The following is a 21,199-nucleotide window of genomic DNA, read 5'->3' on the forward strand; positions in this document are numbered from 1 at the left end:
CCTTGATTTTTTCTTACGCCCATAAGGGCACCCTAGCTCAAAGCTAGGGGACTAGTTTGTTTGTTTTTTACTCTGCGAAAATCAAAGCAATTCTTCGTCAGTTTCAACTCACCTAACTTAAGTTATGCTTTTGTCTCACTTCCTAAACTTGTTTTAATTTTCATTGAGCAATCAATTAAAGTACTTCTGGAGCAAGTGACACAATCTTCATGAAGCCACCTTCACGCAATTCACGTGCAACTGGTCCAAAGATACGTGTTCCGCGAGGAGTTTTGTCGTCACGGATGATAACTGCTGCGTTTTCGTCAAATTTGATGTATGAACCATCAGCACGACGAGCACCTGATTTAGTACGAACGATAACTGCTTTAACAACGTCACCTTTTTTAACTGCACCACCAGGAGTAGCTTGTTTTACAGATGCCACGATAACATCACCGATGTTTGCAAATTTACGTCCTGAACCACCAAGAACTTTGATAGTCAAGATTTCGCGAGCACCGCTGTTGTCTGCGACTTTCAAACGAGTTTCTGTTTGAATCATTTCAGTTTTCTCCTTTCAGGTTTGATTAGATGATGACCGCTTCTTCAACAACTTCTACAAGACGGAAACGTTTTGTAGCTGAAAGCGGGCGAGTTTCCATGATACGTACGATATCGCCTTCTTTGGCAACATTATTTTCATCATGAGCTTTATATTTTTTAGAGTAGTTAATACGTTTACCATAGACTGGGTGGTTACGTTTTGTTTCAACTACAACTGTGATTGTCTTGTCCATTTTGTCAGATACAACACGTCCAACAAGAACTTTACGATTATTGCGTTCCATTGAAATTTCTCCTTCCCTAGTCTATTATTTCGCTTCAGATTGAACTGTTTTGATACGAGCGATTTGTTTTTTAACTTCTTTCAAGCGAGCTGTTTGTTCCAATTGACCAGTAGCAGCTTGGAAACGAAGTTCAAACAATTCTTTTTTCAATTCGTTTTCGCGCTTCGCGAGTTCTTCTTGAGAAAGACCACGAAGTTCTTTAACAAATTCTTTTACTTCATTAAGTTTCATGCCTTCTCCTTATTCTGCTTCACGTTTTACGAATTTACATTTAACTGGCAATTTGTGGCTAGCAAGACGAAGCGCTTCGCGTGCAACCTCTTCAGATACACCAGCGATTTCGAACATCACTTTACCACGTTTAACTGGTGCTACCCAACCTTCAGGTGCCCCTTTACCAGATCCCATACGCACACCGATAGCTTTAGCAGTGTATGATTTGTGTGGGAAGATCTTAATCCAAACTTTACCACCACGTTTCATGTAACGAGTCATGGCAATACGAGCAGCCTCGATTTGGCGGTTAGTGATCCAGTGGCTTGTTGTAGCTTGAAGACCGTATTCACCGAATGCTACTTCTTTACCACCTTTTGCTTCACCGCGCATTTTCCCACGGAATTCACGACGGTGTTTAACACGTTTAGGTACTAACATTGGTTATTTACCTCCTTTAGTGTTTTTACGAGCTGGAAGAACTTCACCACGGTAAATCCATACTTTAACACCAAGTTTACCGTATGTAGTGTCTGCTTCTTCCCAAGCATAATCGATATCTGCACGAAGTGTGTGAAGTGGAACAGTTCCTTCAGAGTATCCTTCAGCACGGGCGATATCTGCACCGTTCAAACGACCTGATACTTGAGTTTTGATTCCTTTAGCTCCAGCACGCATTGCACGTTGGATTGCTTGTTTTTGTGCACGACGGAAAGCAACACGTTGCTCCAATTGACGAGCAATTCCTTCACCAACTAGGTGAGCATCCAAATCAGGTTGTTTGATTTCGATGATGTTGATGTGTACTTGTTTTCCAGTCAATTTGTTAAGTTTAGCACGAAGTGCATCAACGTTAGCACCACCTTTACCGATAACCATACCTGGTTTAGCAGTGTGAAGTGAAACGTTAACTTTATTTACTGCGCGTTCGATTTCAATATTTGAAACTGCTGCGTCAGCAAGTTCTTTTTGAACGAATTTACGGATTGCAAGATCTTCATGAAGGTAATCCGCGTATTCTTTTTCAGCATACCATTTGGCATCCCAATCACGGATGATGCCGACACGCATACCAATTGGATGTACTTTTTGACCCACGATTTTACCTCCTTATTTTTCTGCAACAGCTACAGTGATGTGAGCTGTACGTTTGTTGATTGGCGAAGCTGAACCTTTCGCACGTGGACGAAAACGTTTCATAGTTGGTCCTTCGTTTGCGAATGCTTCAGATACTACCAAGTTAGCTTTATCCAAACCAAAGTTGTTTTCAGCGTTAGCTACAGCTGAGTTCAAAACTTTCAAGATGATTTCAGCAGCTTTGTTTGGAGTGAATGTCAAGATTGCGATTGCATCGGCTACGCTTTTACCACGGATGTTATCAAGAACAAGACGTGATTTACGAGGTGAAACACGTACTGTACGAGCCATTGCTTTAGCTGAAGTAATTTCTGCCATTTATGTTCTCCTTATTTTCTACGTGTTTTCTTGTCGTCTGCAGCGTGACCTTTGTAAGTACGAGTTGGTGCAAATTCACCAAGTTTGTGACCTACCATATCTTCTTGGATGTAAACAGGTACGTGTTTACGTCCGTCATAAACTGCGATAGTGTAACCAATGAAACTTGGGAAAATCGTTGAACGACGTGACCAAGTTTTAATAACTTTTTTCTTTTCGTCATTAGCTTGAGCTTCAACTTTTTTCATCAAATGCTCATCGACGAAAGGTCCTTTTTTAAGACTGCGTCCCATTTTTATGTTTTCTCCTTTAAATATTGTACCACAACGGCTTGCGCTCCTATGGAGCGCTACCGAGCTGGCGGATTTACTAGTTGCTTAAGCAACTAATTTAATATTATTTCTCGTTGCGACGACGAACGATAAGTTTGTCAGATTTCGCTTTCTTGTTACGAGTTTTAAGACCAAGAGCAGGTTTGCCCCATGGAGTAGATGGTGCTTTACGACCAACTGGTGCTTTACCTTCACCACCACCGTGTGGGTGATCGTTAGGGTTCATTACAGAACCACGAACTGTTGGGCGGATACCTTTCCAACGGTTACGTCCTGCTTTACCAAGGTTTACAAGCCCATGTTGTTCGTTTCCGACAACACCAACTGTAGCACGACAAGTTCCAAGAATCATACGAACTTCACCTGATTGAAGACGAACAAGAACGTATTTACCTTCAGAACCCAATACTTGAGCAGATGCTCCAGCAGCACGTACCAATTCACCACCACGACCTGGTTTCAACTCGATGTTGTGAATCAAAGTACCAACTGGAATGTTAGCAAGTGGAAGAGCGTTTCCGACTTTGATATCTGCCTCTGGCCCTGAAACGATACGTTGACCTACTTCAAGACCTTTTGGAGCGATGATGTATGCTTTCACACCGTCAGTGTAGTGTACAAGAGCGATGTTTGCAGAACGGTTTGGATCGTACTCGATTGTTTTAACAACTGCTTCAACGTTGTCTTTGTTACGTTTGAAGTCAACCAAACGGTAGAAACGTTTGTGTCCACCACCTTGGTGACGAACAGTGATACGACCGTTGTTGTTACGACCAGCCTTGCTCTTCAATGCAACAAGCAATGATTTTTCAGGAGTGCTTGTTGTGATTTCAGCGAAATCCAAAGAAGTCATATTACGGCGACCGTTTGTTGTTGGTTTATAAACACGAATTCCCACGATATTTCCTCCTTAGATTATTCAGCTTCAGCAGCGAACAACTCGATTGCTTTTGAATCAGCTGTAAGTGTGATGATAGCTTTTTTAGTTTTGTTTGTAAAACCAGTGTAACGTCCAACACGTTTAGCTTTAGGTTTTACGTTGATTGTGTTAACATTTGCAACTTTAACACCTTCGAAAGCAGCTTCAACAGCTTGCTTGATCAAAAGTTTGTGTGCACGAGTGTCAACTTCAAATACATATTTTCCTGCTTCAAGTTGAGCCATTGAGCTTTCAGTGATGACAGGTTTTTTGATAACATCATACAAATTCATTATGCAAGAACCTCCTCGATTTTAGAGATAGCTGCTTGAGTAACAAGAAGTTTGTCACTATTTGCGATGTCAAGAACACTTGCAGTTGTAGCAGTCGCAACTTTCACGTTCGGAAGGTTACGAGCTGAAAGAGCTGCGAATTCGTTTCCTTCTTCAAGAATAACAAGGACTTTAGAATCGATGCTCAAAGCTGCAAGAACTTTTGCAAATTCAGCAGTTTTTGGAGCTGTAAATTCAAGAGAATCAACGGCTACAAATTTGTTTTCAGCAACTTTTTCAGAGTAGACTGATTTAAGAGCTAGGCGACGAACTTTTTGTGGAAGTTTGTAGCCGTATGAACGTGGAGTTGGTCCGAAGACAACACCACCACCACGCCATTGTGGTGAGCGGATAGAACCTTGACGAGCACGTCCAGTTCCTTTTTGACGCCATGGTTTGCGTCCGCCACCTGAAACGGCTGAACGGTTTTTAACAGCGTGAGTTCCTTGACGAAGGCTAGCACGTTGGCTGATGATGACATCAAACACAACAGATTGGTTTGGTTCAATACCAAAGATTGCATCGTTAAGAACAACTTCGCCCGCTTGTTTACCAGTTTGGTCGAATAATGTTACATTTGCCATTTTGACTGTATTCCCCTTTCCTTATTATTTACCAGCTTTAACTGCTGATTTGATAGTGATAAGAGATTTCTTAGCACCTGGTACGTTACCTTTGATAAGGATAACGTTCTTTTCTGGAACAACTTGTACAACTTCAAGGTTTTGAATTGTTACGCGGTCGCCACCCATACGTCCTGCAAGGTTTTTACCTTTGAATACGCGGTTAGGTGCAACAGGTCCCATAGAACCTGGACGACGGTGGTAACGAGAACCGTGAGCCATAGGTCCACGTGATTGTCCGTGGCGTTTGATAACACCTTGGAAACCTTTACCTTTAGAAGTACCAGTTACGTCAACAACATCTCCAGCTGCGAAAGTTTCAACTGTGATTTCAGCACCAACTTCCAAGCCTTCAACGTTTTTGAATTCACGAGTGAAGCGCTTAGGAGCCGTGTTAGCTTTTGCTACATGTCCTTTAGCAGGTTTGTTGCTCAATACTTCGCGTTTGTCATCGAAACCAACTTGGATAGCGTTGTATCCGTCTGTTTCAACAGTTTTAACTTGAAGGACAACGTTTGGAGTTGCTTCAATAACTGTTACAGGGATCAATTCGCCAGCTTTAGTGAAGATTTGAGTCATTCCCACTTTTTTCCCTAAGATTCCTTTTGTCATGAGAAAATAGTTCCTTTTCTATAGTTTTTATTCAAAAAGTTTTTAACGAGCGTTTTTCATGCTCAAGTCTAAGATACAAAGGGCGTCAAACTCAAAGTGAAAAGAGGAAACAGACACAAGGAAGTTTATCTTTTTTCACACCGAGTTTGGCCGGTGTTCAATTAAATTGAAACACCAGCCTCTGCTCTTTTATATTTTAGATTAAAGTTTGATTTCTACGTTTACACCACTTGGAAGATCCAATTTCATCAAAGCATCAACTGTTTTTTGAGTTGGGTTAACGATATCAATCAAACGTTTGTGTGTACGCATTTCAAATTGTTCGCGAGAGTCTTTGTATTTGTGAGTCGCACGAATGATTGTGTAGAGGCTACGTTCAGTTGGAAGTGGGATTGGACCCGCAACTTGTGCACCTGTACGAGTAGCTGATTCTACGATTTTTGCAGCCGCTGTGTCAAGCGTACGGTGTTCGTAAGCTTTCAAACGGAAACGGATTTTTTTGTTTGCCATCTTTTTTCTCCTTTTCGTCTATTTAAGATAATAGGCTAGCTCCACAAGAAAACCGACGCGGTGTTGCGTGGCAATGCAACCGAGCGTGTCGCAACCTCTTGCCTCAAAGCTAAGGCTGTAATTTACAGCACCATAATAGAATAACACAAAGCCACTGCGATTGCAAGGGATTTGACAGGTTTTTTTTATTTTTTTAGATGAAACTGTTTTCTTTTTTGTCAGGGTATTTATTTAACTATTTTTATAGAAGAAAGTTGTTCTCTCTTCACCTGTTCATAACTTTCTTTCCCGTCATTGAGCTTGTCCCAAATCACTACTTGCGCACTTTGGAGTGATTTTTGCACATCGATGATGCGTTGATTTGACGAACCTCGAAACTGGAGCATGAGATTGCGCTTAGTTCGATCATACCGTCCATCGACAAGAATGTCAATAAGTGACAAGAGTTCCAGTTTATCTGGAGTTTCCAGCATCATTTCTTCCCAAGTATAGCCCGTCCAGGACCAGATGTCTTTGTCTGGCAATTCCTTCCGGATACGTTTCACGAGTGGCAAGAGAATGCCCGTATTGAGAAAGGGTTCCCCTCCCAGTAAGGTTAACCCCTGAACATAAGGCTGGGCAAGATCTGCCATGATCTGTTCTTCTAATTCTGCTGTATAGGGAATGCCAGCATTAAAAGACCAAGTCGCAACATTATAACATCCCTCGCAATGAAACATGCAACCTGATACATAGAGAGAGTTACGCACGCCTTCTCCATCTACAAAGTTAAAAGCCTTATAGTCAATGATACGGCCTTGACTGAGCTCCTCGCTTTTCCATTCTTGTGGTTTTGGATTATTCATTTGCTACCTCTATCCAATAACGCTCGACTCCATTACGAACATCCTCAAGGAGCCCACCATTTGCTAAAAGGACTCCTTTGCTAGCAGGATTATTCACGCTACAGGTCACAAGAGCTCGCTTGATGTTCTTTTTCTTAGCAACTTGCAAACCCTGACGAAGTGTTTCTTTCATCATCTCTAAAACAGATTCTTAATCTGCCAAACTTGGTCTACGTAATTTCATTTTCACCTCACCCTATAAGAAAAGCGAGAGAACCCCCTCACTTTTTCTTATTCTTATTTAAAAATTGTTCTTTGAGGTTGAGCAAACGTTCTTTCTTACCTGCTCCCCCCTTAGAGTGCTTCTCGTGATAACGGGCCACTTGAGCGCGCCCCTTATCGTCTAATTGATATTTTCCCATTTTACTTCTTTCTAATTTCTTACTTCATGTCCTACCGTTTTAATAGTAGAACCGTTCATGTGTTTGACACGCGCAGCGATTTCCTTGTGACGACCATTTACCATCGGTCTCGCTTGAGGATTGCCTAGATAGCCACAAGTCCGTTTCACAACATCTACTGTTTTAGGGTCGCTATTGCCACAATTTGGACATGCAAATCCTCTCTCAGTTGGTTCAAAATCCCCTTCAAAGTCACACTTGTAGCAACGGTCTATTGGAGTATTGGTCCCCAAATAGCCCACACGGTCATAAGCATAATCCCAAACAGCTTCCAAGGCCTTTGGATTTTGCTGAAGGACTGGATACTCACAATAATGGATGAAACCACCTGACGCACCTGCTTCTGGATAGACTTTCTCAAAGTCTAATTTTTCAAACGGTGTTGGATTTTTACGAACATCATAGTGGAAAGAGTTGGTGTAGTATTCCTTGTCTGTAATATCAGGAATAGAACCAAATTTCTCTGTATCTAGTCGGCAGAAACGGTCTGTCAAACTTTCAGACGGTGTTGAGTAGATAGAGAAATGGTAGCCATATTGGTCAGACCACTCTTCTACCCGGCGTTTCATATCTCGAATGATGTCTAGCGTGAATTCCTTAGCATCTGGATTGCTTTCCCAGCTGTTCCCAAAGAAAACTGTGGCTACTTCATACAAGCCGATATAGCCCAGCGAAACTGTCGCACGGCGATTCTTAAAGAGCTGGTCTACACTTTCTTCTTTTCCGAGACGGCGACCGAAGGCTCCATACTGATAAAGGATAGGGGCATTTGCTGGTGTTGCTTCCTTGGTTCGTTCGACACGGTAAACCAGAGCATCTTCTGCGATATTCATCCGCTCGTTGAAGATTTCCCAGAACTTATTCATATCACCTTCAGACTCAAGAGCAATACGAGGCAGGTTAACCGTCACAACACCCAGATTCATGCGACCTGAATTGACCTCGACACCATTTTCATCCTTCCATCCTTGAAGGAACGAACGACAACCCATAGGCACCTTGAATGATCCTGTCAAGTCAACAATCTTATCATAAGATAAAACATCTGGATACATTCGCTTGGTTGCACACTCAAGAGCCAACTGTTTGATGTCGTAGTTGGGAGTCCCTTCTTCCAAGTTAAGACCTCTTTTTAGTGTAAAGATGAGCTTAGGGAAGATAGCTGTACGGTGTTCTGAACCAAGCCCATTGATACGAATATTTAGAATAGCTTTTTGAATTTCCCGCTCAAAACGATTGGTTCCTAGACCAAAACCTAGCGAAGTAAAAGGTGTTTGTCCATTTGAAGTGAAGAGAGTATTGATTTCATACTCGAGAGATTGCATGGCATCATAGATGTCTTTTTGCGTTTTCTTCCAAGCGTAATCTTCTCGTTTGTCAGGTAAGACCCATTCTTCTGCATCCTTAAGGTGTTTTTGGTAATTCTTCTCTGCATAAGGCGCCAGGACTTCATCGATACGGTCCGCTGAACAGCCCCCGTACTGGCTAGAAGCAACGTTAGCGATGATCTGAGAGATCTGAGCTGTCGCAGTCTGGATAGACTTGGGACTCTCTACCTCTGCATTTCCAATCTTAAAACCATTTTCCAACATCCCCTTGAAATCAATCAAACAGCAATTGGTCATAGGGGTATAGGGGCTGTAGTCCAAATCATGATAGTGGATATCCCCTTTTTGGTGGGCATTAGCTACGTGCTTAGGAAGCATTTGCAGTCCGATTGATTTCCCAACAATCCCTGCTGTCAAATCACGCTGGGTATTAAAGACATCGCTGTCTTTATTAGCATTTTCATTGACAACTGCCTGATCTTTGTTGAGAAGTTTATGGATACTAAAGTTAATATCTGTCGCTTTTGAGCGCTCAAAATTCCTCTGTGTCCGATAAGTGATATACTCCTCAGCTAGCGCATATTCTTTAGCTTCAAGGAGTTCATGTTCTACGATATTTTGAATTTCGTAAATCTTAACTCCCTGCGGAAAGCGACTATGAATTTCTGTGACAATACGTTCAATCAAACTACTTAGGCGTTTTTCAACCAAGGGTGTCACATCCATAACCTTTTCAGCGGCCTTGTGGAGAGCCTTGTCAATCTTGTCCACATCAAATACAACACGTCTCCCATCTCGTTTTTCAACGATGAGGGTTGGTAGGGTTGTAATTTTTTCTTCTAGTGCAATCATATGCATGCTCGTTTCTAAAATGTAATATCTAAAAAATATTATACCACTCTAAAAAGAAAAATCAATATCTTGTGGTAAAAATCCTAAATTTTTTAAAAATACACAAGATATTGATTTTGTTATTTAATTTTATAGACTTTAAACTCTGAGTAATCAGTCTTTACTTGTTGGTAATGTTCTTTCAAGAGTGTCTCTGCCTCAGACCAGAGAGCCACCTTGTCATTTACCACAATCACCTTAGGTTGGTTTTCTTTCAAGTCATGAATCAAACTAGTTTTATTTTCTTCTGTATTCGTGTAAAGAAGAGGTGATGGGAAGATGGATCCAGCCAAACGCTGGCTTTCTTTATACATCTGAACTCGAGAATCCCAAATATAGATTTGATCACCATCACTCGTCTCTTGTTTGACTCTATCCACCACTTGATATTGTTCTCTATGAGAAGCTGGATGCAAGACAAAACGAGCTACAAAAGGAATTGCAATCAGATAAGCTACCACTAGGATAGGTAGGTAGAGATTCCCCTTCATAAATTTTTTCCATAAAGTTGGAACTTCCTCTCTTCTTCGACGACGAGTTCCTCTAGCTGAATGTTTCCCACGAATACTGGTCATCAAAAGAAGGAGTAAAAATGGAAGGATTAGAATCAAACGCGAACCGTGAAGAGGTTCTTGAGAAAAAAGTAACAAGGCTAATACAAATATGAAAGCAAAACTAGCTGGCACTGAAATAACATATAATTTTGATACCTTTGATTGGAACAAGCCTAGAAAAACAAGGAAGAGAGCTCCTAACCCAAAGGTCAACAAACCATAGAATACAACATTATCCACTAGTTGAGGATTCGCAAAGACCTGAAGGGAATCAATCGGATACAAAAGACTCCCTAGAGCTTCTCCAAATCCACCTGAAGCAAGGACATAGTAGCCTACTGGGTAAAAGATGAGAGAAAAGCCAAGTGCCGCTGCAAAAAACTGATAAACAGCATGGGCAAAACGGCCATGCCCAATATTAAAGACAAATAAACCGATCGTTACCACTACAGTAAAGAGAAGACTTGTAAGAGGCTCTATGAAAAATGACAGACCCAAAAAGATCCCCAAACGTAGAAATCCCTTGTCATGGTTAGGATTTGAAAGATAAGTTGCTATGAATGAAAATCCTGCAAACAGGAATGGCAGAGCTAAGATCGTAGCATATCCTCCTCCAAAACCGAGACCAGATACCAAAATATAAAATATCGTTAGGAGTTGCTTAGCTTGCTCTCTTTGTCCCGTCAAATACTCTGTTGAAGAAAAGAGGAAGTAACCTCCTCCTAAGAGGGCTAGCCATTCTACCAAGGCAAAAAGGATGCCTCCCTGGGTAATATAAAGTAGCAAGTAATAAAGAAGACCCTGACTAGCATAATAGCTACTGTAAAGCTGTCCTCCCTGATGCAAAGCCCACCCTATATACAAATCCTGAGCCTGAGAAGGACTTACCATATCTAAAAGTAAAGGTAGCACCACAGAAAAAACCGTTGCAATCGTACTTCCAATGATGAGTCTGAAAAACGGGAAAGCTACCTGTTCTTCTTTTTCCACATGAGATTCAAGATTTCTATCCAATCTATTTTCTATTCTATCACTCTGTATCGTTTCGGATACTTCTTCGATTCTGCCATATACAGCCATGTTATTTCTCCTATTCAATTTATCTGTCTTAGTATATCAAAAAGACCTAAAATTGTCAGCTTGCGATGGGTGTTTGAGTAATTTTTTGCATAGTTTCACAAAGGTTTCAATCTCCCGAAATCGGTGTAAATGCGTCTGTTTAAATGTCGTGATATAATCTAATTCTTTCTGAGTCAGCATCGTTCCCCCTCTATCTTCTTATTCGTAAAAGACAAGAAAAATAGGACTGGTTTGTGTCCTGAGTCCTAGTTTTCTTATAAGATTGGGGCAAATAACTGGGCAATTTCCTTAATCAATTTTTGATACCAGCTATTTTTTATCGTATTTTGGAAAATTTCTTGCGATACTGAAAAAATCTCCTGAAAATCTTTTTGAATCTTTGTGATTGATTCCGTTTTATATAGCAAAACTGCATTTTCATAGTGGTGAAGTAAACTTCTATAATCAAAATTAATCGTTCCAACTGCAGCAAAATCTTTATCCACTAAGATTTGTTTACTGTGGATGAATCCTGGACTATACTCAAAAATCCTTACTCCTGCTGATAACAAATCCGGATAGGCCCCTCTTGTGATCAGTTGGATTAATTTTTTATCCGGAATGAAAGGTGTTACGATGCGGACATCAACACCCCTCATGGCCGCGTTTTTAATACTCTCAGTTAAATCATAGTCAATAATCAAATAGGGTGTTGTGATATAGACTGAATCAGTAGCCTGGTTAATCAAACTTTGATAAACTTTTTTCCCTACCTGAGTATGAAAGATAGGCTTGGGTCCACTACCGTAAGGAATGCAGAGCCCTTGGCTAGAACAAAATTGGTTTTCCAAGTGATACTGGTCAAAATCACTGATTTCCCCACGATTGATATACCAAGTCATCAAAAAGAGACGGGTTAGAGCCTTAACTCCAGGGCCGTCTAAGCGAATCCCACTATCCTTCCAATAGCCAAAACGTTCTACATGATTTATGTACTCATCGGCTAAGTTAATGCCTCCTGTATAAGCTACCTGACCATCTATAACAAGGATTTTACGATGGTCCCGATTATTATAAGCTACCGTCAAACGGGGAATCACCTTGTTAAACTTATGAGCTTCAATTCCTCGACTACGAAGCTGAATAGTATAGTCGCCAGGTAAAGTCGCCATACAGCCGATATCATCATAGAGCATCTTGACTTCTACACCCTGAGCTGCCTTTTGCTCTAGTATATCTAGTATGCTATTCCACATCAGACCTTCTTCGACAATATAGTACTCCAAAAAAATAAATTTTTCAGCTTTCTTGAGGTCTTCCAGCATATGTGCCCACATGCTTTCACCTGAGGGAAAGAATTGTGAGTCGGTTCGATCATATACATCGGCATTGCCATCCATACTCAATAAAGATTTGATAACTCCGTAAGCCGCCTTATTCTCTTCCTTCAATTTCTGGCGGAGAGCTTTACTGTTATCCTCCCGAAAATGCATAGAACCAAGTTTGTCCAACTGCTTGATTTCTTTTTTGGACAATCGCCTTTCACCAAACATCAGATAGAGCAAGGGGCCAATGACAGGAACAAAAGTTACCACTAACCACATCACTTTACTATCAGGTGTCATTGAACGATTGACAATTGCGACAATAGTCGCCATACTCATAAAGATTAAGACAATCACCCATAGAATAGGGGCCATACGCCCTAAATAGAGAAAGAGACCAAAAACAAGAGAAAGTTCAAGTAGCATAATCGAAAGACTAAAACCATACTTGGACATCAGTAATTGAAATTTTCTATATTTCATATCCCCTCCTTGATATTTTTATACTCAATGAAAAGCAAAGGACAAACTAGAAAGCTAGCCGCATGTTGCTCAAAACACTGTTTTGAGGTTGCAGATGGAAGCTGACGTGGTTTGAAGAGATTTTCAAAGAGTATGAACACTAAAAACAGGTAATTAATACTAGTATAACGCAGGTATTCGGTAGAAGGCAAGTATTTATGATTATTTTTTCTGAGTAATCATAAAAGAGACCGAAAAATCCGGTCTCTTCCTAGTCTATTTTGATAAAACGATTTGATCCGATGGGTCTCTATCTATATCATCTACAACGATTTGATTACCGTTTACAGTGTAAATTTTGGCATCATCGCCAATAGTCATGCGTTGATTTGTTGCATCAAATGTAACCTGTTTGACTTTCTGATCCCCGTCAGATTCGAGCTCAGTCCATGTACCAGTAGTTCCAGTTACCACTAAAGTGATACGGTCTCCATCATCCTGACCGGTATAAGTCCCATCAATATCGGTCGGTTGAGCTACAGGTTGGTTTTGTACTGGAGCTGCTTGATTTTGGTTACTTCCTGCATTTGCAGTATTAGTATTCTGTTGAGCAGGTTGTTGAGCCTGCTGAGCCACAGGCTGTTGAACAGGTTGTGTTCTTTGGGAACAAGCAACTAGCAAAGATACACTCGCTAAAGATACAATAGAAAGTGCTGCTGTTTTGAATGTCATAATAAATGTCCTTTCTCTTGCTATGCTAGAGAAATAGAACCTCTCTTAGCCAGCATTTCATCTAGTATAACAAAGACAAAAGAAGAGGTCAATTTATCTGCTCATGGTCTAGCAAGTAGCCCCGCACTTCTGAGATAAAATAGAGAGAGCCTGTAATGAATAACAAATTCTGAGCGTCTACCCTTGCTTCAAAATTGCTAATAAATTCTCTGTAAGAGGGAACTTTATCGTAACCTATTATATCTGTCTCATCCAAAGAACCCTGATAATCAAAGTCAGTCACCTTGAGTTCCACCTGAGGCAAATTTTCAGTCAGATAAGCCAACATCCCTTGATAATCCTTCCGTTTCAAGGCTCCAAATAGTATTTGAGGACGATATCCTTCTTGCTCTTTTTCTTTGATAAACTCAACCAAGCGAGTCAAGGCAGGGAGGTTATGAGCACCGTCCAAGTAAATCTGAGGACGAATACGCTCTAAACGACCAGCCCAATGGGTCTGCTCCAAAGCCTGTCTTACAACCTGTTCATCAACAGCTTCCTTTCCTTCTCTCATAAAAAGAAGAAAGGTTTGTAGCGCCAAGGCCGCATTCTCCTGCTGATAAGCTCCTTCTAAGCCTATTTTCAGCTGCGAAATAGTTAATAAAGAACTTGAAAAATCACCATTCAGCATTGAAAAATCCTGACCTGCCTGATAAAGGGCAACAGCTAAAGATTCTGCTTTTTTCTGACAAACAAGCCTAGCTGCTGGAGGCAATTTCGCAATCACTGCTTTTTTACCAGTCTTAAAAATACCAGCTTTCTGCTCTGCAATTGCTTCTAGACCGTCACCCAAGGTCTCCTGATGGTCAAGTCCGATGGAGGTGATGACAGCAATCTCTCCAGTTACCACATTGGTCGTATCAAGTAAGCCACCAATTCCCACTTCTAGTAGAACCAAATCGACCTCTTGCTCCCTAAAATAAAGAAAAGCAATCAAAGTTAGCAATTCAAAAAAAGACAACTGATCATGGGTTTGCAGAAGCGTTTTCTCCATCTCCTTGACCTGATCAGCCAAACGGATGAAGTCTGCATCAGCTATTAATTGCCCATTAATACAGATTCGATCATTGATAGAGACGATATGAGGGGAAGTAAAGGTCGCAACTTTTTTGCCATGTCCCATAAATAACTCCCTCATAAAAGCAACGGTAGAACCTTTTCCATTAGTTCCTGTTACGTGGATAATAGGATAAGCCTTCTCAGGATTCCCCAACAAATCCACCGCTTGTTGCATTCGGCCCAAACCTGATCGAAAATTCAAACCAATCCGACTATGGAGCCATTCTTCTACTTCAAACATATACTTCTCCTTGACAAAAGTCCAATCAATTACCGCATCAAAGCATGATGACTAACAAAAAACGAGGTCAGGATTTTCGTCCCAACCTCTTACCTGGTTAGCTAATAACTAGCTACTATAAATGCTAACGTGGAGTAAAAATATCCACTGGATGTGCCTGCGTTTCTAATTTATAGCGCAGGGCTAAAAACGTCCCCCGGACGTTCCAACTCTTCCAATTTTTACTCCTCCATAAAACTGTTGAAAACTTCTTCAATCATGTTCCATTCGTCTTCTGAGTCTTCTGGGATTGGTTGCAATTCACCTTCTGTTCCATCTTCGTTTTCGATGAATGAGTAAGCTTGGATTTCAACTTGTCCGTCTTCGTCCTCTTCTGCGTTAACTGGTACTAGGAGAACATAGTTTTTACCAAATTCTTCTTTTCCGTCAATCGTCAAAAGGATTTCAAACAAGGTTTCATTTCCTTGCTCATCTACTAGTGTGATTAGTTCACGTTCTTCGTGGTCGTGGTTATGATCGTGTGACATAGCCTCTCCTTTGTATTAAAATTTTCTATCTAAATAATTTTGTAAAATCAGCTGAGCTGCTAACTTATCAATGACTTTCTTGCGCTTGTTACGGCTGATATCTGCTTGTTCAATCAACATGCGTTCCGCAGCGACCGTCGTCAAACGCTCATCCTGATAGTCTACTGGCAAACCAAAAAGTTCTTCTAGCTTTGCACCATAGGCTTGACTGGCTTCCACGCGCGGACCGCTGGTATTGTTCATGTTTTTGGGCAGACCCACTACAAAGCGCTCCACCTTATAGCTGTCAACCAATTCCTTGATACGGTCAAAACCAAACTGGCCCTGATCCTCATTAATCTGGATGATTTCAAGTCCTTGAGCGGTGAAGCCTAGTGGGTCACTAATGGCCACCCCTACCGTTTTTGAACCGACGTCCAATCCCATAATTCTCATAGATTATAGATCGACTCCTTGTCCTTTAAGGTAGTAGCGTACCAATTCCTCAACGATTTCATCACGCTCATACTTACGGATTTGATTTCGTGCATTATTATAACGAGGAACGTAGGCAGGGTCTCCACTCAATACGTAACCAACGATTTGGTTAATTGGGTTGTAGCCCTTATCATTCAACGAAGCATAGACATCAGCCAACGTTTCGCTAATTTCTTTTTTATTGGAATCGTCCAATTTAAAACGTACTGTTTCTTCAGTAAATCCCATTCTAACACCCTCTTTCTTTAGAATAGTACTATTATAGCATAATTCCTTACGTTCTACAATTCAGGCAGCCTATATATTTGGATTTTCTATTGTTCTGTCGCACCATTTGCTAATCTGTCTGAAATATACTTGCTTGGTTCATTCTTCAAGAGATTTTCTAAACCAATATTCTTCAGATATTCAGTTTGAGAAGCCTTCTTGACATCCAGAACTTGAAAATCAAAACTAGTCGTTGTTTGAAGTTCTGTCGCACTTAACAGTTTGGTTTCAAGCTTAAATCCTGATAATTCACGAGCTTCTATGATGGACTCATCCTTCTCCTCCGCCTCGAGAAGAGCTTTTTGGGTTTCTTCCACTCCATGTTGGTCAATATAGGTCTTTAACTCATCAGATACTGGACGTTTTTGTTGAATCGTTAAGTTCAAAAAAGTCTTGTCCTTGTAGGTAATGGTTTGGATTTGCTGGCTACCATCATCTGACTTTGGCAAAACCAAAGTCTTGGTCACAACTGTATTCTTCTCAGCATTCTCAATAACTGGCAATGCCGACTGAAGCGTATCCTTTTCTGTTTTTGTAGCTGTTCCAGTTTCTTTTTTCTGTCCACAACCAACCAGGACAAAAAGGAAAGCTAGACTAACAAGGACTATTTTTTTCATTTCCTTCTTCTTTCTTTTTGAGATTAAAATAAGACTGGGAATTGCTCCCAGCCTTGATGTTTATAGAGCTGCACGCAAACGTGCTTCTGCATTTTCTACATTACGGACAGAGCGTGGTAGGAAGGCACGAATATCGTCTTCCTTATAGCCAACTTGCAGACGTTTTTCATCTACAAGGATTGGGCTCTTTAAAATTCTCGGTGTTTCCATAATCAAATTGAGGACTTCGTTGACACTCAAATCTTCAATATCCACTCCAAGGGCTTTGGCATAGCGATTTTTAGATGAAACAATGCTGGCTATTCCGTTATCTGTTTTGGTTAGAATATCCAGTAATTCTTCTCTCGTAATTCCTTCTTTACCAAGGTTTTGTTCTTTATAACTTAACTGGTGGGCATTGAGCCAGGTTTTTGCTTTTTTACAGCTAGTACAACTTGAGACTGTATAAATTTTAATCATGTACCTACCCCTTTCGCTACATGTTACTATCAGTTTATTCTATTATACCATAAAAAACATCCGACTTGCGACCTATTTTTAAATTTTTTTGATTTTTTTCGTCATTTTCGTACTTTCTTCTTGACAAATAACTAAATGACTATCAACTCTTTTGGAGCAAGGGTTAATAATTCACAACCTGTCTCTGTAATCAAAATATCATCCTCGATACGAACTCCGTATTTTCCTTCAATATAAATACCCGGTTCATCTGTCAAGACCATACCCGATTTAATAACCTCTGTCGAAGTTTGACTGAAGTAAGGTTCTTCGTGGATATCAAGCCCGATACCATGTCCAATACCGTGTGTAAAGTATTGTCCATAACCTGCTTCCGCAATAATGTCACGAGGAATCTTATCAAAGTCACGGAAAGCTAAGCCAGCCTTAGCTTGGTCAATCAAGGCTTGGTTGGCTTTTAGAACGGTATTGTAAATCTCTGCCTGCTCGTCACTGACATGACCGAGGTAGATGGTCCGAGTCATATCGCTGACATAGTGGTCATAAAGACAACCAAAGTCCATGGTAATAGCTTCTCCCTGCTCCACTGGTTTGTGCATAGGGTGGGCATGAGGTTTAGAGGAGTTGATACCACTAGCTAGGATAGTGTCAAAAGACAAGCCAGATGCTCCCAACTCACGCATGCGGAAGTCAAGGAAGTTTGCAATTTCAATTTCAGTTTTTCCTGGTTTGATAAAGTCAAGCGCATCGCGAAAAGCTTGGTCTGAGATAGAACAAGCCTTGCGAATCGCTGCAATCTCCGCCTCATCCTTAATCATTCGAAGTCCCTCAACAAACTGTGTTTGTGGAAGCAAGTCCAAACCTGCAAAAGCTGCCTGCATACGGTGATAATAAGACACTGAAATCTCATCTTCAAAACCGATTCGTGAAAGGCCCATGTCTTTCGCAATCTTTGCAATAACAGCCAATTCATCGCGGTCAGCCACAATCTCAAAACCACTGGTTTCTTGCTTGGCTGCAATGATATAGCGAGAGTCTGTCACCAAGATCTGACGGTCACGACTGATAAAGACCGTTCCATTTGAACCCCAAAAACCAGTCAAATAATAGACGTTTTTAAGATTGTTGATGATAATTCCATCTAGTTCTTTTTCTTGCATTTTATCTAAAAATGCTTGTACACGTTTATTCATGATGTAACTTTCCTTTCAAATACTGTCCTGTATAGCTAGCTTCATTAGCCGCTACTTCTTCTGGTGTTCCTGTTGCGATGATGGTTCCACCGCCAACACCACCTTCTGGTCCTAAGTCGATAATATGGTCTGCCGTCTTGATAACATCCAGATTATGCTCGATGACAAGAACTGTATTGCCATCATCTACAAAGCGAGCCAAGACTTTAAGCAAACGAGCAATATCCTCTGTATGAAGCCCTGTCGTTGGCTCATCCAAAATATAGAATGATTTTCCTGTCGAGCGTTTGTGGAGTTCGCTAGCCAGCTTCATACGCTGGGCTTCTCCCCCAGAAAGGGTGGTAGCTGGTTGCCCCAGCGTTACATATCCCAGTCCCACATCCTTGATGGTCTGGAGTTTACGCTGAATCTTTGGAATGTGTTGGAAAAATTCCACCGCATCGTTGACGGTCATATCCAAGACCTGCGAGATATTTTTTTCCTTGTAGTGAACTTCAAGGGTTTCACTGTTGTAGCGGGTTCCATGGCAGACTTCGCAAGCCACGTAAACATCTGGCAAGAAGTGCATCTCAATCTTGATGATCCCATCACCTGAGCAGGCTTCACAGCGACCACCCTTGACATTGAAACTGAAACGACCTTTTTTATAACCACGAATCTTGGCCTCATTTGTCTGAGCAAAGAGGTCACGTATATCGTCAAAGACTCCCGTATAGGTAGCAGGGTTGGACCTCGGCGTCCGTCCGATCGGGCTCTGGTCAATATCAATCAAGCGGTCTACATGCTCAATCCCTGTGATAGTCTTAAACTTACCAGGTTTGTCTGAATTGCGGTTGAGCTTCTGAGCAATGGCTTTTTTGAGGATGCTGTTGACCAAGGTTGATTTCCCTGAACCTGACACCCCTGTAACCGCGATGAATTTTCCTAGTGGGAAGCGAGCAGTGACATTTTGCAAGTTATGCTCACGCGCACCCGTCACTTCGATAAAACGGCCATTACCGACACGACGCTCTTCTGGCACTGGAATGGCACGTTTGCCTGACAAGTACTGGCCTGTGATAGACTTTCTGTTACGAGCTACCTGTTTAGGGGTTCCTGCCGCAACAATCTCCCCACCAAAAACACCGGCACCGGGACCAACGTCAATCAGATAATCCGCCTCGCGCATGGTATCTTCATCATGTTCCACTACTATGAGAGTATTACCCAAATCACGCATCTTTTTGAGACTGGCAATCAGGCGATCATTATCCCTCTGGTGGAGACCGATTGATGGTTCATCCAGGATATAGAGGACACCTGATAGGTTGGATCCAATCTGGGTTGCCAAGCGAATACGCTGACTTTCCCCGCCTGAAAGGGTTCCTGCCGAACGTGACAGGGTTAGATAGTTAAGACCGACGTTATTAAGGAAGGTCAAACGATCCTTGATTTCCTTGAGAATAGGACGAGCAATGATGGCTTCATTTTCAGACAAGGTCAGCTGACTCACCCACTCCAAATGGTCTGCGATAGACAGGTCTGAAATTTCTCCGATATGAGGCCCTTGCTCGCCACCCACACGGACAGACAAGGCCTGGTCATTGAGACGATAACCATGACAGGTTCCGCAGGTCAGCTCATTCATGTAGAGACGCATCTGGGTGCGAGTGTAGTCACTATTAGTTTCATGGTAGCGACGTTTGATATTATTGACAACTCCCTCAAAAGGAATATCGATATCGCGCACACCACCAAATTCATTTTCATAGTGGAAATGGAATTCCTTGCCATCTGAGCCGTAGAGAATCAAGTTCTTGTCTTCTTCTGACAAGTCCTCAAAAGGCTTATCCATATCCACTCCAAAAGCTGTCATAGCCTGCTCTAGCATGTTTGGATAGTAGTTGGATGAGATAGGATTCCAAGGTGCCAGCGCTCCCTCACGCAAAGTTTTGCTGGCATCTGGCACTACCAAATCAGTATCCACCTCCAGCTTGATGCCTAAGCCATCACACTCACTACAAGAGCCAAAAGGAGCATTAAAAGAGAAGAGACGAGGCTCCAACTCTGGGACAGTAAAACCACAAACTGGGCAGGCATAGTGTTCAGAAAACAGCAGCTCCGAGCCGTCCATGGTGTCGATAATGACATAACCTTCAGCGATACGAAGGGCAGCCTCGACGGAATCAAAAAGACGACTACGAATGCCCTCCTTGATGACAATGCGGTCAACTACAACATCAATATTGTGTTGCTTGCTCTTAGACAGCTCAGGCACTTCGGTCACATCATAGACTTCCCCATCCACACGGACACGGACATAACCGTCTTTCTGAATCTTTTCAATAACGCTCTTGTGCTGTCCTTTTTTCTTACGGATAACCGGAGCTAAAATCTGCAAGCGTTGGCGTTCTGGTAACTCCAAAACCTTATCAACGATCTGCTCTACAGAAGAAGCCTTGATAGCTCCATGTCCGTTGATACAGTAAGGCGTCCCCACACGTGCGTAGAGGAGACGCAGATAATCATTGATTTCAGTCGTAGTTCCCACTGTCGAGCGAGGGTTTTTACTAGTCGTTTTTTGGTCGATGGAAATAGCTGGGCTCAGACCATCAATAGAATCTACATCAGGCTTCTCCATATTTCCCAAGAATTGACGAGCGTAGGCTGACAAACTCTCCACATAGCGACGTTGTCCCTCCGCATAAAGAGTATCAAAAGCCAGGCTGGATTTCCCCGAACCTGACAAACCGGTCACGACAACCAACTTGTCTCGCGGAATCTCCACATCTATATTTTTTAAATTATGGGCACGCGCCCCATGAATGACAATTTTATCTTGCATCTTTGTTCTTTCTAGTCCATTATTACTTACCATT

Annotated in this window: 26 protein-coding genes and 1 pseudogene; all 27 read right to left on the bottom strand. The window is 41.7% G+C overall.

Features of this window, described 5'->3' with window-relative positions; all coding sequences use genetic code 11:
- Positions 1–175: 175 nt before the first annotated feature.
- The 27 genes and pseudogenes from rplN to uvrA all read right to left on the bottom strand — a co-directional run bounded on the left by rplN (position 176) and on the right by uvrA (position 21,165).
- The gene (gene rplN / locus D2908_RS01835) at positions 176–544 is read right to left on the bottom strand and encodes a 50S ribosomal protein L14 (RefSeq protein ID WP_002928796.1); all 369 of its coding nucleotides are present in this window, start codon (positions 542–544) and stop codon (positions 176–178) included.
- A 25-nt stretch (positions 545–569) separates the two neighbouring features.
- Entirely contained in the window at positions 570–830 is a 261-nt protein-coding gene (gene rpsQ, locus D2908_RS01840; RefSeq protein ID WP_000440801.1) for a 30S ribosomal protein S17, read from the bottom strand.
- A gap of 24 nt (positions 831–854) precedes the next feature.
- Positions 855–1,061 (bottom strand): 50S ribosomal protein L29, encoded by a 207-nt coding sequence (gene rpmC / locus D2908_RS01845; RefSeq protein WP_000772918.1) that lies wholly within the window; start codon positions 1,059–1,061, stop codon positions 855–857.
- A 9-nt stretch (positions 1,062–1,070) separates the two neighbouring features.
- Entirely contained in the window at positions 1,071–1,484 is a 414-nt protein-coding gene (rplP, locus tag D2908_RS01850) for a 50S ribosomal protein L16 (RefSeq protein WP_018376775.1), read from the bottom strand.
- 3 nt (positions 1,485–1,487) lie between these two features.
- Positions 1,488–2,141 (bottom strand): 30S ribosomal protein S3, encoded by a 654-nt coding sequence (gene rpsC / locus D2908_RS01855; protein ID WP_049495522.1) that lies wholly within the window; start codon positions 2,139–2,141, stop codon positions 1,488–1,490.
- Between the two features lie 12 nt (positions 2,142–2,153).
- Positions 2,154–2,498, bottom strand: coding sequence for a 50S ribosomal protein L22 (gene rplV / locus D2908_RS01860; protein ID WP_000818137.1), 345 nt, complete (start codon positions 2,496–2,498; stop codon positions 2,154–2,156).
- Between the two features lie 11 nt (positions 2,499–2,509).
- Entirely contained in the window at positions 2,510–2,791 is a 282-nt protein-coding gene (rpsS, locus tag D2908_RS01865; protein WP_000533766.1) for a 30S ribosomal protein S19, read from the bottom strand.
- 103 nt (positions 2,792–2,894) lie between these two features.
- Positions 2,895–3,728 carry a 50S ribosomal protein L2 gene (gene rplB / locus D2908_RS01870; RefSeq protein ID WP_049495520.1) on the bottom strand — a complete coding sequence of 278 codons (834 nt, stop codon included), beginning with the start codon at positions 3,726–3,728 and terminating at the stop codon, positions 2,895–2,897.
- A 17-nt stretch (positions 3,729–3,745) separates the two neighbouring features.
- Positions 3,746–4,042, bottom strand: coding sequence for a 50S ribosomal protein L23 (locus D2908_RS01875; protein WP_001055347.1), 297 nt, complete (start codon positions 4,040–4,042; stop codon positions 3,746–3,748).
- Entirely contained in the window at positions 4,042–4,665 is a 624-nt protein-coding gene (rplD, locus tag D2908_RS01880; RefSeq protein WP_049495518.1) for a 50S ribosomal protein L4, read from the bottom strand. The genes D2908_RS01875 and rplD overlap by 1 nt, the downstream gene beginning before the upstream one ends.
- A 24-nt stretch (positions 4,666–4,689) precedes the next feature.
- On the bottom strand, positions 4,690–5,316 hold the full coding sequence (gene rplC / locus D2908_RS01885) for a 50S ribosomal protein L3 (RefSeq protein ID WP_117304412.1): 627 nt from the start codon (positions 5,314–5,316) through the stop codon (positions 4,690–4,692).
- A 201-nt stretch (positions 5,317–5,517) separates the two neighbouring features.
- Complete coding sequence (gene rpsJ, locus D2908_RS01890) at positions 5,518–5,826, bottom strand: 30S ribosomal protein S10 (RefSeq protein ID WP_117304414.1); 309 nt, start codon at positions 5,824–5,826, stop codon at positions 5,518–5,520.
- 227 nt (positions 5,827–6,053) lie between these two features.
- Positions 6,054–6,671: an anaerobic ribonucleoside-triphosphate reductase activating protein gene (nrdG, locus tag D2908_RS01895; RefSeq protein ID WP_117304416.1), complete on the bottom strand. Its 618-nt coding sequence runs from the start codon at positions 6,669–6,671 to the stop codon at positions 6,054–6,056.
- Positions 6,664–6,840 (bottom strand): annotated as a pseudogene (locus tag D2908_RS01900) (GNAT family acetyltransferase); the annotation flags it as partial. The gene nrdG and the pseudogene D2908_RS01900, both read right to left, overlap by 8 nt.
- Before the next feature lie 91 nt (positions 6,841–6,931).
- Positions 6,932–7,072, bottom strand: a complete 141-nt coding sequence (locus D2908_RS01905) for a hypothetical protein (protein ID WP_117304418.1) — start codon at positions 7,070–7,072, stop codon at positions 6,932–6,934.
- Positions 7,073–7,083: 11 nt separating this feature from the next.
- Entirely contained in the window at positions 7,084–9,291 is a 2,208-nt protein-coding gene (nrdD, locus tag D2908_RS01910) for an anaerobic ribonucleoside-triphosphate reductase (protein WP_165847414.1), read from the bottom strand.
- Positions 9,292–9,410: 119 nt separating this feature from the next.
- Positions 9,411–10,964: a damage-inducible protein CinA gene (locus D2908_RS01915; RefSeq protein ID WP_117304422.1), complete on the bottom strand. Its 1,554-nt coding sequence runs from the start codon at positions 10,962–10,964 to the stop codon at positions 9,411–9,413.
- A gap of 254 nt (positions 10,965–11,218) precedes the next feature.
- Positions 11,219–12,751: a cardiolipin synthase gene (gene cls / locus D2908_RS01925; protein WP_117304426.1), complete on the bottom strand. Its 1,533-nt coding sequence runs from the start codon at positions 12,749–12,751 to the stop codon at positions 11,219–11,221.
- Positions 12,752–13,006: 255 nt separating this feature from the next.
- Entirely contained in the window at positions 13,007–13,462 is a 456-nt protein-coding gene (locus D2908_RS01930; protein WP_117304428.1) for an SP_0198 family lipoprotein, read from the bottom strand.
- 88 nt (positions 13,463–13,550) lie between these two features.
- Positions 13,551–14,801 carry a folylpolyglutamate synthase/dihydrofolate synthase family protein gene (locus D2908_RS01935; protein WP_117304430.1) on the bottom strand — a complete coding sequence of 417 codons (1,251 nt, stop codon included), beginning with the start codon at positions 14,799–14,801 and terminating at the stop codon, positions 13,551–13,553.
- A 221-nt stretch (positions 14,802–15,022) separates the two neighbouring features.
- Positions 15,023–15,328 carry a DUF1292 domain-containing protein gene (locus D2908_RS01940; protein ID WP_000017620.1) on the bottom strand — a complete coding sequence of 102 codons (306 nt, stop codon included), beginning with the start codon at positions 15,326–15,328 and terminating at the stop codon, positions 15,023–15,025.
- Positions 15,329–15,343: 15 nt separating this feature from the next.
- A complete protein-coding gene (ruvX, locus tag D2908_RS01945) occupies positions 15,344–15,763 on the bottom strand; it encodes a Holliday junction resolvase RuvX (RefSeq protein ID WP_002876031.1) in 420 nt (139 codons plus the stop codon).
- A gap of 3 nt (positions 15,764–15,766) precedes the next feature.
- The gene (locus D2908_RS01950) at positions 15,767–16,033 is read right to left on the bottom strand and encodes an IreB family regulatory phosphoprotein (RefSeq protein WP_049495502.1); all 267 of its coding nucleotides are present in this window, start codon (positions 16,031–16,033) and stop codon (positions 15,767–15,769) included.
- A gap of 86 nt (positions 16,034–16,119) precedes the next feature.
- Entirely contained in the window at positions 16,120–16,689 is a 570-nt protein-coding gene (locus D2908_RS01955) for an SP0191 family lipoprotein (RefSeq protein WP_117304432.1), read from the bottom strand.
- A 60-nt stretch (positions 16,690–16,749) separates the two neighbouring features.
- Positions 16,750–17,148, bottom strand: a complete 399-nt coding sequence (gene spx / locus D2908_RS01960; protein WP_000591165.1) for a transcriptional regulator Spx — start codon at positions 17,146–17,148, stop codon at positions 16,750–16,752.
- A 131-nt stretch (positions 17,149–17,279) separates the two neighbouring features.
- A complete protein-coding gene (locus D2908_RS01970; RefSeq protein ID WP_117304436.1) occupies positions 17,280–18,341 on the bottom strand; it encodes a Xaa-Pro peptidase family protein in 1,062 nt (353 codons plus the stop codon).
- Positions 18,334–21,165 (bottom strand): excinuclease ABC subunit UvrA, encoded by a 2,832-nt coding sequence (uvrA, locus tag D2908_RS01975; RefSeq protein ID WP_117304438.1) that lies wholly within the window; start codon positions 21,163–21,165, stop codon positions 18,334–18,336. Before uvrA ends, D2908_RS01970 begins: the two co-directional genes overlap by 8 nt.
- Between the last annotated feature and the right edge of the window lie 34 nt (positions 21,166–21,199).

It is taken from the genome of Streptococcus sp. LQJ-218 (assembly GCF_003428885.1).
Classification (GTDB): domain Bacteria; phylum Bacillota; class Bacilli; order Lactobacillales; family Streptococcaceae; genus Streptococcus.

Excerpts from the sequence above, each read along its gene's own strand:
- rplN (WP_002928796.1), bottom strand. The coding sequence starts at position 544 with ATGATTCAAACAGAAACTCGTTTGAAAGTCGCAGACAACAGCGGTGCT.
- rpsQ (WP_000440801.1), bottom strand. The coding sequence starts at position 830 with ATGGAACGCAATAATCGTAAAGTTCTTGTTGGACGTGTTGTATCTGAC.
- rpmC (WP_000772918.1), bottom strand. The coding sequence starts at position 1,061 with ATGAAACTTAATGAAGTAAAAGAATTTGTTAAAGAACTTCGTGGTCTT.
- rplP (WP_018376775.1), bottom strand. The coding sequence starts at position 1,484 with ATGTTAGTACCTAAACGTGTTAAACACCGTCGTGAATTCCGTGGGAAA.
- rplV (WP_000818137.1), bottom strand. The coding sequence starts at position 2,498 with ATGGCAGAAATTACTTCAGCTAAAGCAATGGCTCGTACAGTACGTGTT.
- rpsS (WP_000533766.1), bottom strand. The coding sequence starts at position 2,791 with ATGGGACGCAGTCTTAAAAAAGGACCTTTCGTCGATGAGCATTTGATG.
- D2908_RS01875 (WP_001055347.1), bottom strand. The coding sequence starts at position 4,042 with ATGAATTTGTATGATGTTATCAAAAAACCTGTCATCACTGAAAGCTCA.
- rplD (WP_049495518.1), bottom strand. The coding sequence starts at position 4,665 with ATGGCAAATGTAACATTATTCGACCAAACTGGTAAACAAGCGGGCGAA.
- rplC (WP_117304412.1), bottom strand. The coding sequence starts at position 5,316 with ATGACAAAAGGAATCTTAGGGAAAAAAGTGGGAATGACTCAAATCTTC.
- rpsJ (WP_117304414.1), bottom strand. The coding sequence starts at position 5,826 with ATGGCAAACAAAAAAATCCGTTTCCGTTTGAAAGCTTACGAACACCGT.
- nrdG (WP_117304416.1), bottom strand. The coding sequence starts at position 6,671 with ATGAATAATCCAAAACCACAAGAATGGAAAAGCGAGGAGCTCAGTCAA.
- D2908_RS01905 (WP_117304418.1), bottom strand. The coding sequence starts at position 7,072 with ATGGGAAAATATCAATTAGACGATAAGGGGCGCGCTCAAGTGGCCCGT.
- nrdD (WP_165847414.1), bottom strand. The coding sequence starts at position 9,291 with ATGATTGCACTAGAAGAAAAAATTACAACCCTACCAACCCTCATCGTT.
- D2908_RS01915 (WP_117304422.1), bottom strand. The coding sequence starts at position 10,964 with ATGGCTGTATATGGCAGAATCGAAGAAGTATCCGAAACGATACAGAGT.
- cls (WP_117304426.1), bottom strand. The coding sequence starts at position 12,751 with ATGAAATATAGAAAATTTCAATTACTGATGTCCAAGTATGGTTTTAGT.
- D2908_RS01930 (WP_117304428.1), bottom strand. The coding sequence starts at position 13,462 with ATGACATTCAAAACAGCAGCACTTTCTATTGTATCTTTAGCGAGTGTA.
- D2908_RS01935 (WP_117304430.1), bottom strand. The coding sequence starts at position 14,801 with ATGTTTGAAGTAGAAGAATGGCTCCATAGTCGGATTGGTTTGAATTTT.
- D2908_RS01940 (WP_000017620.1), bottom strand. The coding sequence starts at position 15,328 with ATGTCACACGATCATAACCACGACCACGAAGAACGTGAACTAATCACA.
- ruvX (WP_002876031.1), bottom strand. The coding sequence starts at position 15,763 with ATGAGAATTATGGGATTGGACGTCGGTTCAAAAACGGTAGGGGTGGCC.
- D2908_RS01950 (WP_049495502.1), bottom strand. The coding sequence starts at position 16,033 with ATGGGATTTACTGAAGAAACAGTACGTTTTAAATTGGACGATTCCAAT.
- D2908_RS01955 (WP_117304432.1), bottom strand. The coding sequence starts at position 16,689 with ATGAAAAAAATAGTCCTTGTTAGTCTAGCTTTCCTTTTTGTCCTGGTT.
- spx (WP_000591165.1), bottom strand. The coding sequence starts at position 17,148 with ATGATTAAAATTTATACAGTCTCAAGTTGTACTAGCTGTAAAAAAGCA.
- D2908_RS01970 (WP_117304436.1), bottom strand. The coding sequence starts at position 18,341 with ATGAATAAACGTGTACAAGCATTTTTAGATAAAATGCAAGAAAAAGAA.
- uvrA (WP_117304438.1), bottom strand. The coding sequence starts at position 21,165 with ATGCAAGATAAAATTGTCATTCATGGGGCGCGTGCCCATAATTTAAAA.